The 13,367-nt window shown below is 71.0% G+C and carries 14 protein-coding genes and 1 riboswitch; of the genes, 11 read left to right on the plus strand and 3 right to left on the minus strand.

The genetic code is table 11. The features are described 5' to 3' along the window. The first annotated feature begins 11 nt into the window (after positions 1–11). The 6 genes from ftsR (at position 12) to ACQEUX_RS07675 (ending at position 4,797) form a co-directional block, all read left to right on the plus strand. Complete coding sequence (gene ftsR / locus ACQEUX_RS07650) at positions 12–713, plus strand: transcriptional regulator FtsR (protein ID WP_433043299.1); 702 nt, start codon at positions 12–14, stop codon at positions 711–713. Between the two features lie 184 nt (positions 714–897). After that, entirely contained in the window at positions 898–1,362 is a 465-nt protein-coding gene (locus ACQEUX_RS07655) for a bifunctional nuclease family protein (protein WP_433043302.1), read from the plus strand. Positions 1,363–1,544: 182 nt separating this feature from the next. Further along, the gene (locus tag ACQEUX_RS07660; RefSeq protein WP_433043305.1) at positions 1,545–2,141 is read left to right on the plus strand and encodes a MerR family transcriptional regulator; all 597 of its coding nucleotides are present in this window, start codon (positions 1,545–1,547) and stop codon (positions 2,139–2,141) included. Between the two features lie 325 nt (positions 2,142–2,466). Beyond that, positions 2,467–2,865 carry a group I truncated hemoglobin gene (locus ACQEUX_RS07665; RefSeq protein ID WP_433043308.1) on the plus strand — a complete coding sequence of 133 codons (399 nt, stop codon included), beginning with the start codon at positions 2,467–2,469 and terminating at the stop codon, positions 2,863–2,865. 2 nt (positions 2,866–2,867) lie between these two features. Further along, entirely contained in the window at positions 2,868–4,049 is a 1,182-nt protein-coding gene (locus tag ACQEUX_RS07670; RefSeq protein ID WP_433043311.1) for a globin domain-containing protein, read from the plus strand. A gap of 52 nt (positions 4,050–4,101) precedes the next feature. Then, complete coding sequence (locus tag ACQEUX_RS07675; protein WP_433043314.1) at positions 4,102–4,797, plus strand: DivIVA domain-containing protein; 696 nt, start codon at positions 4,102–4,104, stop codon at positions 4,795–4,797. 105 nt (positions 4,798–4,902) lie between these two features. Here the strand turns inward: ACQEUX_RS07675 and ACQEUX_RS07680 are convergent, their stop codons facing one another. Together ACQEUX_RS07680 and ACQEUX_RS07685 are read right to left on the minus strand one after the other, a co-directional pair. Next, positions 4,903–5,181: a DUF1905 domain-containing protein gene (locus tag ACQEUX_RS07680; protein WP_433043317.1), complete on the minus strand. Its 279-nt coding sequence runs from the start codon at positions 5,179–5,181 to the stop codon at positions 4,903–4,905. Between the two features lie 30 nt (positions 5,182–5,211). Further along, on the minus strand, positions 5,212–5,868 hold the full coding sequence (locus ACQEUX_RS07685) for an NAD(P)-binding oxidoreductase (protein ID WP_433043320.1): 657 nt from the start codon (positions 5,866–5,868) through the stop codon (positions 5,212–5,214). Between the two features lie 137 nt (positions 5,869–6,005). Here ACQEUX_RS07685 and ACQEUX_RS07690 point away from each other — a divergent pair, with 137 nt between their 5' ends. The 3 genes from ACQEUX_RS07690 (at position 6,006) to gcvP (ending at position 11,087) form a co-directional block, all read left to right on the plus strand. Beyond that, the gene (locus ACQEUX_RS07690) at positions 6,006–7,073 is read left to right on the plus strand and encodes a MerR family transcriptional regulator (RefSeq protein ID WP_433043323.1); all 1,068 of its coding nucleotides are present in this window, start codon (positions 6,006–6,008) and stop codon (positions 7,071–7,073) included. Between the two features lie 60 nt (positions 7,074–7,133). Beyond that, positions 7,134–7,994, plus strand: coding sequence for an NAD-dependent protein deacetylase (locus ACQEUX_RS07695; RefSeq protein WP_433043326.1), 861 nt, complete (start codon positions 7,134–7,136; stop codon positions 7,992–7,994). 99 nt (positions 7,995–8,093) lie between these two features. After that, positions 8,094–8,192, plus strand: a riboswitch (glycine riboswitch). Positions 8,193–8,264: 72 nt separating this feature from the next. Continuing rightward, positions 8,265–11,087, plus strand: a complete 2,823-nt coding sequence (gcvP, locus tag ACQEUX_RS07700; RefSeq protein ID WP_433043329.1) for an aminomethyl-transferring glycine dehydrogenase — start codon at positions 8,265–8,267, stop codon at positions 11,085–11,087. Between the two features lie 153 nt (positions 11,088–11,240). On the opposite strand, the gene ACQEUX_RS07705 is transcribed toward gcvP, so the two are convergent. Next, on the minus strand, positions 11,241–11,441 hold the full coding sequence (locus tag ACQEUX_RS07705) for a DUF5999 family protein (RefSeq protein WP_089000314.1): 201 nt from the start codon (positions 11,439–11,441) through the stop codon (positions 11,241–11,243). 123 nt (positions 11,442–11,564) lie between these two features. Here ACQEUX_RS07705 and ACQEUX_RS07710 point away from each other — a divergent pair, with 123 nt between their 5' ends. Together ACQEUX_RS07710 and ACQEUX_RS07715 are read left to right on the plus strand one after the other, a co-directional pair. Beyond that, a complete protein-coding gene (locus tag ACQEUX_RS07710; RefSeq protein ID WP_433043333.1) occupies positions 11,565–12,788 on the plus strand; it encodes a chorismate-binding protein in 1,224 nt (407 codons plus the stop codon). Between the two features lie 31 nt (positions 12,789–12,819). Beyond that, on the plus strand, positions 12,820–13,329 hold the full coding sequence (locus ACQEUX_RS07715; protein WP_433043336.1) for a peptide deformylase: 510 nt from the start codon (positions 12,820–12,822) through the stop codon (positions 13,327–13,329). Positions 13,330–13,367: the final 38 nt, after the last annotated feature.

The following is a 13,367-nucleotide window of genomic DNA, read 5'->3' on the forward strand; positions in this document are numbered from 1 at the left end:
AGCTGCCGCTGATGAGCATCGGTGAGGTGCTCGGGCAGTTGCGGGTGGATTTCCCGGACACCACGATTTCGAAGTTGCGGTTCCTTGAGGCCGAGGGTCTGGTCGAGCCGCAGCGGACGGCGGCGGGTTACCGGAAGTACAGCTGGGACGATGTGGCGCGGCTGCGGTTCGTGTTGACCGCGCAGCGGGACAAGTACCTGCCGTTGCGGGTGATCCGTGAGCAGTTGGCGGAGTGGGATTCGTCCGGTGAGCAGCCGGGGCGGTCGCGGCCGGCGTTGGTGGCGGTCGGTCCCGATGGTGCGGTGCCGGGTCGTGAGTTGGCGGAGCCGGCCGAGTCGTCGCAGGTGCGGCTCGGCCGGGCGGATCTGGTGGCGCGTAGTGGGATCGACGAGTCGACGTTGGTGGAGTTGGAGCGACTCGGTGTGCTCGTGTCGGATCCGCCGGGGTGGTATGACGCGGATGCGTTGATCATCGCGTCGGCGGTGGCGGGGTTGGCGTCGTACGGGTTGGAGCCGCGGCACCTGCGGGGTTATCGGACGGCGGCGGACCGGGAGGTCGGTTTGTTCGCGCAGTTGGTGGCGCCGTTGGCGCGGCAGAGTGATCCGGCGGCGCGGGCGCGGGCGGCGGAGACGGCGCGGGAGTTGGTGGCGCTGTCGGAGCAGTTGCACGCGGCGTTGGTGCGGGTGGGTTTGCGTTCGACGTTGGGTCGGTGAGGGTGCCCGGCGGGTGGGGCTGAGCGGAAAGATCTCTTCCGGGAAGCGTGCCGTAGGCTTGCCGGGGTAACCCCTTTCCGGCGCGGGCGTGGTGCTGTAGCGCATGGGACGGCCGTGTCGCGGTCCGTGTACCGTGCAGGGAAGGGCGCGGTGCGGCGTAGGTGACAACGACACGGAGGCGGCGGTGCGCGAGCTGAGCGTGGTCGGAGTTCGGGTGGAGCTGCCCAGCAACCAACCGATCGTCCTGCTCAGGGAGGTCGAGGGGGACCGCTATCTGCCGATCTGGATCGGCGCGGTCGAGGCGACGGCTATCGCTTATGAGCAGCAGGGGGTCAAGCCGGCCCGGCCGTTGACGCACGATCTTCTGCGGGATGTGTTGACGGCGTTGAAGGCTCCCTTGCAGGCGGTGGAGATCACTGAGCTCAAGGAGAACGTCTTCTACGCGGATCTGTTGATCGGCGATGGGGTGCGGGTGTCGGCGCGGCCGAGCGATTCGATCGCGTTGGCGTTGCGTGTCGGGGCGCCGATTCGTTGTGCCGAGCAGGTCCTCAGCGAGGCGGGGATCATCATCCCGGACGAGCAGGAGGACGAGGTGGAGAAGTTCCGCGAGTTCCTGGACCAGGTGCGTCCGGAGGATTTCGCGGGCTGAGACGGGCCCTGGGTGTGACTACGGGTGATGCCCGGTTCGGTTGGTGATCTTTCTCGGTGGCTGCGCGGCGTGTCGCGTCGGTTCCTCCGTGGTAACCCCTGAAGGTGGCTATAGGGTTGCCATGTCGAGGGGTGCGCGTCCCGGAAACGACGCGTCGCCACACTGACGGGGAGGTTGTCCGGATGCACGAGCCGCGGGATCCCGATCCGGGTGCAGAGTTGGACGAGCCGGGTGCCTCGTCGCCAGGAATGGCGACTGAGGGTGACGGTTCGGTGGGTTACCGGGGTGTGACGGCCTGCCACGCGGTGGGCATCAGTTACCGGCAGTTGGATTACTGGGCGCGAACGACGCTGGTGGTGCCGAGCGTGCGTGACGCCTCGGGTTCGGGGACGCAGCGGTTGTATTCGTTCCGGGACCTGGTGGTGTTGAAGGTCGTGAAGCGGTTGTTGGACGCGGGGGTGTCCCTGCAGAACATCCGTAAGGCGATCGAGGCGTTGCGGTCGCGTGGTGTGGAGGATCTGGCCGGGATCACGCTGATCTCTGACGGGACGACGGTGTATGAGTGCCGGTCTCCGGAGGAGGTGGTCGACCTGTTGCAGGGTGGCCAGGGTGTCTTCGGGATCGCGATCGGTGGGGCCTTCAAGGAGATCCAGGGGTCGTTGTCGCATCTGCCGGCGGAGCCGGCGGCGAGTGGCCCGGTGGAGCCGGCGGTGGCGTCGGAGTCGGATCCGGTGGGTGACGAGTTGGCGGCGCGGCGGGCGCGGCGGCGGGCTGGCTGAGCGCGGGGACGTCCGGCTTTTTTCTGGGCTGGTTTTCTCGCGACCGTCGGTGACCGTGGGTGGAGTCGTCAGGTTTGTTGGCTCCACGGTGGACACGGTGAGTGTCTTTCTGGTGGCGCATTGTGGAGATTCGCGTCGGTGGTGGTGACGTAGCGTGTCGGGCCGTTGTCGGGAACCCGATAGGGGGCCATGACCGGAAGCGGTTGACACGCTATGGTCCGACACGGTTCCCGGCGCGGTGTCGCCGTGGCACGTCGATGTCGCTTCCGGGGGCCGTGCCCCTCCGCGCCGACCGCGCGACCCTCGCCCCTCGGAAGGAACGACCGTGACGGTTACGGAAGAAACCGCTCCCGCCTCGCACTACGACCGCATCGGCGGTGCCAGCTCGGTCAAGGCGGCCGTGGATCTGTTCTACGACAAGGTGCTCGTCGACCCTGAGTTGGCGGGTTACTTCGCCGATGTGGACATGGCGGGTCAGCGTCGGCACCTGACGTTGATGTTGACCACGGTGCTGGGTGGTCCGAACGAGTACGCCGGTCGTGGGTTGGCCGAGGCGCACCAGCCGTTGAACATTCCCGTGGAGCACTACGCGAAGGTGGGTGGGCACCTGGTGGTGACGCTGACCGAGCTGGGTGTTCCGGCGGACATCCTGGCCGACGTGCAGACGGTGCTGGGGCAGGTGCAGGACCAGGTGGTGGCCGCCGGAAACCGGTCGGGCGCCTGAGCGTGGACGCGGCCCGGCTCAAGCAGAGCTGGTCCCTGGTCGCCGGTCACGGCGACCAGGTGCCGCTCTACTTCTATTCGACGTTGTTCCTCGCTCATCCCGAGACGCGGCAGATGTTCCCCACGAACATGGCCGGGCAGCGGGACCGCCTCGTCACCGCGTTGGGTCACATCGTGTCCAATGTGGACCAGTTGGACCGGCTGGTGGGTTTCCTGCAGGATCTCGGTGCGGACCACCGTAAGTTCGCGGTGCGCGCCGAGCACTACCCGGCGGTCGGTGAGGCGCTGTTGGCGACGTTGCAGCATTTCCTCGCGGAGCAGTGGACCGACGAGTTGGCGCAGGACTGGACGGCCGCGTACGGGTTGGTCGCGCAGGTGATGACGGAGGCGGCGCAGGCCGCCGAGTCGGTGAACCCGCCGTGGTGGGTGGCGGAGATCGTGGCGCATGAGCGGCGGGCGTTCGACGTGGCCGTGTTGACGGTGCGTCCGCAGTACCTGTTGCCGTTCACCCCGGGTCAGTCGGTCGGGGTGTCGCATCCGTCGGTGCGTTCGTGGCGGTACTACTCGCCGGCGAACGCACCACGCGCGGATGGCACGTTGGAGTTGCATGTGCGGGCCGCCCCGGGTGGCGCGGTGTCGTCGCGGCTGGTGTACGGGTCGGCGGTGGGGGATCGGATCCACCTCGCGGCGCCGGTGGGGGATCGGCTGGGGTTGTGGTCGGCGGGTTCCAGTGACCTGTTGCTGCTGGCTTCGGGTACCGGCTGGGCGCCGGTGAAGGCGTTGGTGGAGCAGGTGGCCGCGGAGGGTTCCCGCCGACGGGTGGACCTGTACGTGGGGGCCCGTTCGCGCAGTGAGTTCTACGACAGCGACGCGATCGACAAGTTGGCGTCGTCGTACCCGTGGTTGACGGTGACCTACGTGGTGGGTGCCGATGTGAACCGGCCGGGGGAGTTCGAGCACGCGGTGGACCGGGCGCTGGCCGACGGTGACTGGCGTTCCCGACACGTGTTCGTGTGCGGGTCGGACGAGATGGTTTCGCACGCGGTGCAGGCGTTGGTCCAGGCGGGTTTCCACGCGGGTCAGGTGCACCATGAGGGCCTGGGTGAGCAGTGGTACGGCCCGGCCTGGCGTACGGCGGTGCAGCAGCCGACCGCCGGTGACACTTCGGGAGGTGGGCACAGGTGAGCGCGAGGAGTGAGCTTGCGAGCCCCGCAGTCGCGAACGGAGGCGGGCACAGGTGAGTGCGACCCCGATCAGTCGGTACGACGGGATGCAGGTTTCCGGCGGTGTGCAGGTGCGGATGACCGCCGACCGGGTCCGGCGGTGGGAGTTCGGTGTCGCGTCGTTCACGCGGCGTGGCTATGACAATGCTGACGTGGACCGGTTCCGAATGCAGGTCGCCGACGAGTTGGACCTGTTGGCGACGCAGATCGCGACGCTGCGGGCGGAGAACGAGCGGCTGACCGACCGGGTGGAGTTGCACCGGCACGGGGTGATCCCGAGCACGGGGGCGGCGGCGAAGGTTCCGGCGGCGCGGGAGGTGAATCTGCTGTCCGCGGCGCAACGGGAGGCGGAGCAGATCATCGCGCAGGCGCATGACTACGCGCGGCGGGTCGCCGAGTACGCCCGGGTGCAGTACGAGAGCTACATGCAGGCGGCGCAGGCGGAGGCGAAGCAGGCCGCGGAGCGGGCGGTGACGGAGTACCGCAGCTCGGCGGGGTCGAGCTTCGACGACACGGTCGCCACCCGGGAGGCGTTGCGGATCTTCGGCGAGATGATGGTGTCGCACATGCAGGCGGCGGCGCGGCATCTCGACGACGGCAGTGAGCAGTTGGCCCGCACGATGGACCGGATCGCGGCGGAGACGCCGGGGGTGCCGTTCGTCGGTGGCGTGGCGGGGCAGTCGGCGTTGCCGAGGCACCACCAGCGGTGATCGTGGGTGGGGTCCGCTGACGGTGGACCCCACCCGGTGGTGCTGGCGGCCGGTGTCGGACACCGGTGGCCCGCAGCGTCGTGGTGGTGAGCGGGCCGGTTGTGCTCAGCTGAGGCGTTGCTCGAGGTGGAAGGTGACCTCGGTGCCGGCTTCGCTCTTGCCGATGGCCTTGCACAGGGCGGCTCGGATGGGCAGCCAGTGCGGGCCGGTGCCCGAGGGCATGAGGGTGGCGCCGAACGGGTGACCGTCGATGGTGCCGGTGACCTTGACGGCGCGGCGGGTGCCCAGCAACTGCGCGGAGTCGGGCACGGTCACGTAGGTGGCGAAGGCGCCGCCTTTCTCGATGGGCGCGGTGAAGCGGTGATCGAGTGGCTGTGGGTCCATTGCTCTCCTCGGGGTGGACGGCGGGTTCGGTCAGGTGAGGGTGGCGTGGATGGCGTCGGCGACGGGTGTGGGCCCGCCGACGAGCTCCAGCGTCGTGCCGGTGGTGCGCGGTTCGTCGAGCAGCGCGACGAGGACGTGGGCGACGTCGGCGCGGCTGATCGCACCACGGCCGGCATGTCGGGTGAGGGTGACGCGTCCGGTGGGTGGGTCGTCGGTGAGCCGTCCGGGCCGCAGCACCGTCCAGGCCAGGTCACGGCCGCGCAGGTCGTCCTCGGCGGCCAGTTTGGCGCGCAGGTACGCCGCCCACACGTCGTCGGTGCCGGCGGCGGGTGGGTTGTCCACGCCCATCGAGGAGATCAGCAGGTAGCGGTGGACGCCGGCACGGGTGGCGGCGTCGGCGAGTAGCGCGGCGGCGGCCCGGTCGACGGTGTCCTTGCGGGCGGCGCCGCTGCCGGGACCGGCACCCGCGGCGAAGATCACCGCATCGGCGCCGTCGAGGTGCGCGGCGACCTGGGTGACGTCGGTGTGTTCCAGGTCGCAGACGACGGGGGTGGCGCGGGCGGCGCGCAGCGCGGCGGCCTGCTCGGGGTTGCGGATCAGGCCGACGGCGGTGTCGCCGCGCCCGGCGAGGTGACGCTCCAGCAGCAGGGCAATCTTGCCGTGACCTCCGGCGATGACAACACGCATGCGCCCAACCTACCGGCGGTGTGCACCGCAACCGGCGACACCAGGGCCCGGACGCCGCCGACCTTGACCTTGACCTTTGGTCAACCCCCACTCTGGTGCCTGTCGGTCGCCGTGACCGACACGAGGAGGATGCCGACGTGGGGTTGCTGACCATCGGGGCGTTCGCTGCGGCGGCGAGACTGACGCCGAAGGCGTTGCGCCTGTACGACCAGGTGGGGGTCCTACCGCCGGCCGCGGTCGATCCCGAGTCCGGATACCGGCTCTACGACCCGGAGCAGTTGCCACGGGCCCGGCTGGTCGCCCAGTTGCGGCGCATCGGCATGCCCCTGGCGATGATCCGCACCGTGTGTGGGTTGGAGCCTTCGGCCGCTGCGGAGGCGATCACCGCGTACTGGCAGCAGGTCAGCGCCGATACCGCAGCTCGCGCCCGGCTCGCCACCGTCCTCGTGGACCACCTGTCAGGAGGAGGTAACACCGTGTCTCAGACGAATCCCACCCTCGCCGTCCGCTACGCCGCCGGTTGTGAGACGGGGACTGTGCGTGATAGCAACGAGGACGCCGCGTACGCCAGTGAGCGGTTGCTCGCCGTCGCCGATGGCATGCGAGGGCCCGGTGGCGCTGCCGCGAGTGCTGCCGCCATCAACGCCCTCAGGCCGTTGGAACTCACCGACGCACCGGCCGTGGACCTGCTGACGTTGCTGGCCGGTGCGGTCACCGACGCCGACCACGCCGTGCGTGGGCTGGCGACCGACGACCACCAGCCGGTCACCACGCTGACCGCGCTGCTGCGCTCCGGTTCCCAACTGGCCCTGGTGCACGTCGGTGACACCCGGGCATACCTCCTGCGCGGTGAAGAGTTGTCGCTGCTCACCCAGGACCACACGTGGGTTCAGGCGCAGGTGGATCAGGGCAGGCTCGACCGCGACGAGGCGGGCGTGCATCCGCAGCGGGCTCTGCTGGTGCGTGCCCTCGGCGGCGGCCAGCAGGTCGAGGCCGACCTGGCGCTTCGCACCGCCCTGCCCGGTGACCGGTACCTGCTGTGCTCCGACGGGCTTTCGGCTGTCGTTGACCGGGCCGCCCTGCGGGTGGCCCTGAGCGCGGCGGCCGATCCCGAACACACGGTGCGGAGGCTGCTCGATCTGGCCCAGGCCGAGGGGGCGCCGGACAACGTCGCCTGCGTCGTCGCCGACGTCGTGGCGGTGTAGATCCCGCCGGGCGGACCCGGGGGTGCGGCGTCACCGGCTGGGCTGAGGCAGCATGGAGGGGTGACGGAGAGCCTCGACGTGTTGACCTCGCTGGTGGCCGGCGGTGGGGTGGTGGTGCTCAGCGGTGCGGGCCTGTCCACCGAGTCGGGCATCCCGGACTACCGGGGGCCCAGCGGGGTGGCCCGCCGGCACACTCCGATGACCTTCCAGGCGTTCACCCGGGATCCGCTCGCCCGCCGCCGCTACTGGGCGCGTAGCCACCTGGGGTGGCGTTTGATCGCCGGTGCGGCGCCGAACGCCGGGCACCGGGCGGTGGCCGGGCTGCAACGCGCCGGCCTGGTCGACGCGGTGATCACCCAGAACGTCGACGGTCTGCACGGTGCGGCCGGCAGCACGTCGGTGATCGAGTTGCATGGTCGCCTGGACGAGGTGACCTGCCTGGACTGCGGCAACCTGACCTCCCGGGAGGAGCTGGACCGGCGGCTGCGTGAGGCCAACCCGGACTTCGTGGCCCAGGTCGCCGCGGTGAACCCGGACGGTGATGTGGATCTCCCTGACGAGCAGGTGGCCGCGTTCCGGCCGGTGGACTGCGGGATCTGCGGCACCGGGATGTTGAAACCGGACGTGGTGTTCTTCGGCGAGACGGTGCCCCCGCAGCGGGTGGCACGCTGCTTCGCGCTGGTGGAGCAGGCCCGGTCGTTGGTGGTGCTCGGGTCGTCGTTGACGGTGATGTCGGGGCGTCGTTTCGTGATTCGGGCGGCGAAACGGGGCATTCCGGTGGCGATCGTCAACCAGGGCCCCACCCGTGGTGACGGGTACGCCACCGTGTGCGTGGACGCGCCGTTGGGTGCACTGCTGCCAGAACTGGCCGTGCGGGTCGCCGGAAAGGCGGCGACGGCGGTCGCGCCGGTCGGGGTGTGAACGGGCCCGAGGGCGGACAGTCCCCGGGGACGTGCGCGGCGGCCCGGGGGTAGGACATCAGCCGGAAACACCGGCGCTGGTAGCGTTGACCATGCCGGTAACACCCACGTGGGAGAGACCGCCCGACAGCACGCGGGGCGGCGCCGAAGGGGCAAATCCTCCCCGGAACCTCTCAGGCAAAAGGACCTCGTGGGCAGGCACTGTGGAGCGCCCTGTGGGGTGCGACAGAGGGGGAGGCCGACACGTCGACCTCGCCCCGGGAGTGCCCCCATGACCGTAGAGCAATTCGCCACCCGTCACATCGGGCCCGGCCCTGACGATGAGCGCCGGATGCTGGAGGTCGTCGGGCACGGCTCGATCGACGAGCTGATGGACGCCGCGATCCCTGAGGTGATCCGCTGGCACGGCACCCTCGATCTGCCTGACCCGGCCACCGAGGCCGAGACGATCGCCGAGCTGCGGGCCCTGGCGGCACGCAACACCGTCGCCGTGTCGATGATCGGGTTGGGCTACCACGGCACGCACACCCCGGCGGTGATCCGCCGCAACGTGCTGGAGGACCCGGCCTGGTACACGGCGTACACGCCGTACCAGCCGGAGATCAGCCAGGGCCGGCTGGAGGCGCTGCTGAACTTCCAGACGATGGTCACCGACCTGACCGGGTTGGCCACCGCGAACGCGTCGATGCTCGACGAGGGCACGGCCGCGGCGGAGGCGATGACCCTGGCCCGCCGGGCGTCCAAGAGCAAGAGCGCCGTGTACGTGGTCGACGCCGACGCGTTGCCGCAGACCATCGCGGTGATCACCAGTCGTGCGGAGCCGCTCGGCATCGACGTGCGCGTCGTCGACGTCGAGCGGGACGAGTTGCCGGCGGAGTTCTTCGGCCTGCACCTGCAGTACCCGGGCGCGTCCGGCGCGGTCCGCGATCATGGGGCGCTGGTCGAGGCCGCACACGGCGTCGGCGCGCTGGTCACCGTCGCGGCGGACCTGCTGGCGTTGACGCTGCTGCGGGCACCGGGGGAGATCGGCGCGGACATCGCCGCCGGCACCACGCAGCGCTTCGGCGTACCCATGGGCTTCGGTGGGCCACACGCCGGCTACCTGGCGGTACGCGCGGGCCTGGAGCGGATGCTGCCCGGCCGCCTCGTCGGCGTGTCCCGCGACGCGGATGGCAACCCGGCCTACCGGCTGGCGTTGCAGACCCGCGAGCAGCACATCCGGCGGGAGAAGGCCACCAGCAACATCTGCACCGCGCAGGTGCTGCTCGCGGTGATGGCCGGCATGTACGCCGTCTACCACGGCCCGGACGGGCTGCGGGACATCGCGACGCGTACCCATCAGATGGCGGCTCGGCTCGCGGCCGGGCTGCGCGCCGGTGGCGTGGACGTCGCGGACGTGGCGTTCTTCGACACGGTCACCGCGAGCGTGCCGGGTCGGGCGGCGCAGGTCGTCGCGGCGGCCGCCGAGCGTGGGGTGAACCTGCGGTTGGTCGACGCCGACCGGGTGGGTGTGTCCTGCGACGAGACGACCACTGTCGCGCACCTGGAGATGGTGTGGGCGGCGTTCGGTGTGCCACCGTTCGACGGAGCTGGCGTGGCGGCCCTGCCGGTCGAGTTTCGTCGCACCAGCGACTTCCTGACCCACCCGGTGTTCCGCAGCCACCACTCGGAGACGGCGATGCTGCGCTACCTGCGCCGGCTGTCGGACTTCGACTACGCCCTGGACCGGGGCATGATCCCGCTGGGGTCGTGCACGATGAAGCTCAACGCCACCACCGAGATGGAGCCGATCAGCTGGGCGGAGTTCGCGCACATCCACCCGTTCGCCCCGGACGCGCAGACCGCCGGGTACCGGGAGATGATCGGTCAGTTGGAGTCGTGGCTGGCCGAGGTGACCGGCTACGACGCGGTCAGCGTGCAGCCCAACGCCGGCTCGCAGGGTGAACTGGCCGGGCTGCTGGCCATCCGGGCGTTTCACCACAGCCGGGGCGAGGCGCACCGCGACGTGTGTCTGATCCCGTCGTCGGCGCACGGCACCAACGCGGCGTCGGCGGTGATGGCCGGCATGCGGGTGGTCGTGGTGGCCTGCGACGACAACGGCAACGTCGACCTGGTCGACCTCGACGCGAAGATCGACAAGCACCGGGACGCGCTCGCCGCGATCATGGTGACGTATCCGTCGACGCACGGTGTGTACGAGACGGGCATCGCGTCGCTGTGCGCGAAGGTCCACGACGCCGGCGGGCAGGTGTACGTCGACGGGGCGAACCTCAACGCCCTGGTCGGGTTCGCGAAGCCGGGCAAGTTCGGCGCCGACGTGTCGCACCTGAACCTGCACAAGACGTTCTGCATCCCGCACGGCGGTGGCGGCCCGGGCGTGGGTCCGGTGGCGGTGCGTTCCCACCTGGCGCCGTTCCTGCCCGGTGACCCGCTGGGGGCGCACGCGGACGCGACGCCGGCGATCTCGGCGGCGAAGTACGGGTCGGCGGGGATCCTGCCGATCCCGTGGGCGTACCTGCGGATGATGGGCGCGGCCGGGCTGACCCGGGCGACCGGTGTGGCCGTCCTCGCGGCGAACTACGTGGCGGCGCGCCTGCGGGGGCACTTCCCGGTGCTGTACGCCGGCAACAAGGGCCTGGTCGCGCACGAGTGCATCCTGGACCTGCGGCCGTTGACGAAGGCGACCGGGGTGAGCGTGGACGACGTGGCGAAGCGGCTGATCGACTACGGCTTCCACGCGCCGACGATGTCGTTCCCGGTGGCGGGGACGCTGATGGTGGAGCCGACCGAGAGTGAGGACCTGGCCGAGCTGGACCGGTTCTGCGACGCGATGATCGCCATCCGGGCGGAGATCGACCAGGTTGGTGCCGGGGAGTGGCCGGCGGGGGACAACCCCCTGGCCAACGCGCCACACACCGCGGCGATGGTCAGCGGTGACGAGTGGCCGCACCCGTACCCGCGGTCGGTGGGCGCGTACCCGGCCGGGGTGGACCGGGCCGGGAAGTACTGGCCGCCGGTGCGGCGTATCGACGGCGCGTACGGCGACCGGAACCTGGTCTGCTCGTGCCCGTCGCCGGAGGCGTTCGAGGACTGACGATGACGGAGTCGTCCGAGGGCAGACGACGACGGGCGAGCCGGGGCGGGCGGTGTGGCCGCCCCGGCAGCCGCTGCGACCTGGGCCGGGATGTCCCTGACCGGGGGACTAGCCTGGGTCGACGGCGGCTATTCGGTGACGCTTAGTGGTCGATCAGGCCACGAGGGCGTGGCGGGCGGGGCCGCGGTGCGGTGCGATGCTGCTGCCGTCGGGGAGCAGCTCGCCGGTGTCCTCGAAGACGATGACGCCGTTGCAGAGCAGGCTCCAGCCCTGCTCAGGGAAGCAGGCGAGGACGCGCGCGGCTTCCCGGTCGGTAGCTTCAGCGGAGGGGCAGGTCGGTTGGTGCTGGCACATCGGGTTCTCCGGACTGTGGGGGCACTGTGTCATGGTTCACATGACCAGTGACGCACAGTACCAAGCGAAAGTGTCCAGCATCGAGCAGGTGCCCGCCTGGTGCACGGGAAATCCACTGAACGGATGAGGAAGATCGGACCGTACGGCGTGGAAACGCTCCCACAGGTGGGTGCCGCGTACAGCGGCCCGGCTGCGTTGGTCAATGTGCCCGCAGCGCCGCCCGCGTGCCGAGGCACGCTCACCGAACGTGCCCGCCTGCAGTGGCGGCGTGGCGACGGCGGCGACCCCGCAGCCATCGCCGAGAACTTCCTGGCCGCGCACGGACTGCCGCTGAACGACCTCACCCGACCCGCCGCGGCGCACCGCGACACCGGAGTCTGCGGCGCCGCACTCTACCTGTCCGCCGCCGCCGGGGCGCAGCTGGCCGGCGCACCCACCCCGGCGCCCGAGCCCACACCGGCCCTGCCCGACCTCGCCGTGGTCGTCTACGAACACGGGACCAGAACCCAGGCCGCACCGCCCGGCCCGCCGCGAACCTGGTGGCTCGGCCCGTGGACCGAAAGCTGGACCCCCCGCCAACACGCCGCCGCCGTCGAGTCGGTCCGCACCGCCATCGGCCGCGGCGACGTCTACCAGACCAGCATCGTCGGACACGCCGCCGCCCGCTACACCGGCGATCCGCTGCCCGCCCTGACCCGCCTCGGCGCGCTCCCCGGCGCCCGCTACGGCGGCGTCCTCACCGGCGACGGCTGGGCGATCGGCTGCGCCTCCCCGGAAACCCTCGTCGAGGTCACCGACGGGCAGCTCATCACCCGACCCATCAAGGGCACCCGCCCGGCCACCGCCGCCGGCCGCGCCGAGTTGCTCACCAGCGCGAAGGAGCGCGCCGAACACATCATGATCGTCGACCTGGAACGCAACGACCTCGCCCGCATCGCCCGCACCGGCAGCGTCCGCGTCGACGACCTGTTCACCGTCCGCCGCTGGTGCGACCTGTGGCAGGCCGAGTCGACCGTACGCGCCGACGCCGCCGACGGCCTCGGCCTCGCCGACCTGCTGCGCGCCACCTGCCCCGGCGGCTCGGTCACCGGCGCGCCGAAACTCGCCGCGCTGACCCAGATCAGCGCCCTCGAACCCGTCGGTCGGGGCGCCAGCATGGGCGCGCTGGGCTGGGTCGCCCCCGGCCGCGTCGACCTCGGCCTGACCATCCGCACCGCCGCCGCCGACGGCGAGAGGCTGCACACCTGGGCCGGTGGCGGCATCACCTGGGACAGCGACGCATGCGCCGAGGTCGCCGAAGCCGCCGCGAAGACCACCCCGATCCGCGCCACCCTGGCCGGGCGTTGAACCCGCCGCCCTCGGCGATACGCTGACCCGCATGACCATGCGGCCCATCCGGATCATCGGCGACCCCGTCCTACGCACCGGATGCGAGCCGGTCACCACCTTCGACGCCGAGCTGCGTGCCCTCGTCACCGACCTGATGGACACCCTGCTCGGCGCACCCGGCCGCGCCGGCGTCGCCGCACCGCAGATCGGCGTCAGCGCCCAGGTGTTCGTCTACGACGCCGACGGCCACCGCGGCCACCTGATCAACCCCACCCTCGAGCTGTCCGACGAACTCCAGGACGACGAGGAGGGCTGCCTGTCCATCCCCGGCCTGTACTTCCCGACCGTACGGGCCCTGCACGCCACCGCCCACGGCGTCGACCAGCACGGCGAGCCGTTGACCATCGCCGGCAGCGGGTTCCTCGCCCGCGCCCTGCAACACGAGACCGACCACCTGCACGGCACGCTCTACGTCGACACCCTGCGCGGCGACATCCGCCGCCGCGCCCTGCGGGAGATCCGCGCCGGCCGCTTCGACTCACCCAGCCGCCGCCGCTGACCCGCTACCGGGCCGTCAGCGTCCGCCCGTCGTCGTCG

This window comes from Micromonospora sp. CA-259024 (genome assembly GCF_050936255.1).
Taxonomy (GTDB): Bacteria; Actinomycetota; Actinomycetes; order Mycobacteriales; family Micromonosporaceae; genus Micromonospora.

Coding starts and splice junctions, on each gene's coding strand:
- ACQEUX_RS07705 (WP_089000314.1), bottom strand. CDS start 11,441: ATGTGCCAGCACCAACCGACCTGCCCCTCCGCTGAAGCTACCGACCGG.
- gcvP (WP_433043329.1), top strand. CDS start 8,265: ATGACCGTAGAGCAATTCGCCACCCGTCACATCGGGCCCGGCCCTGAC.
- ACQEUX_RS07660 (WP_433043305.1), top strand. CDS start 1,545: ATGCACGAGCCGCGGGATCCCGATCCGGGTGCAGAGTTGGACGAGCCG.
- ACQEUX_RS07715 (WP_433043336.1), top strand. CDS start 12,820: ATGACCATGCGGCCCATCCGGATCATCGGCGACCCCGTCCTACGCACC.
- ACQEUX_RS07685 (WP_433043320.1), bottom strand. CDS start 5,868: ATGCGTGTTGTCATCGCCGGAGGTCACGGCAAGATTGCCCTGCTGCTG.
- ftsR (WP_433043299.1), top strand. CDS start 12: ATGAGCATCGGTGAGGTGCTCGGGCAGTTGCGGGTGGATTTCCCGGAC.
- ACQEUX_RS07710 (WP_433043333.1), top strand. CDS start 11,565: ATGAGGAAGATCGGACCGTACGGCGTGGAAACGCTCCCACAGGTGGGT.
- ACQEUX_RS07680 (WP_433043317.1), bottom strand. CDS start 5,181: ATGGACCCACAGCCACTCGATCACCGCTTCACCGCGCCCATCGAGAAA.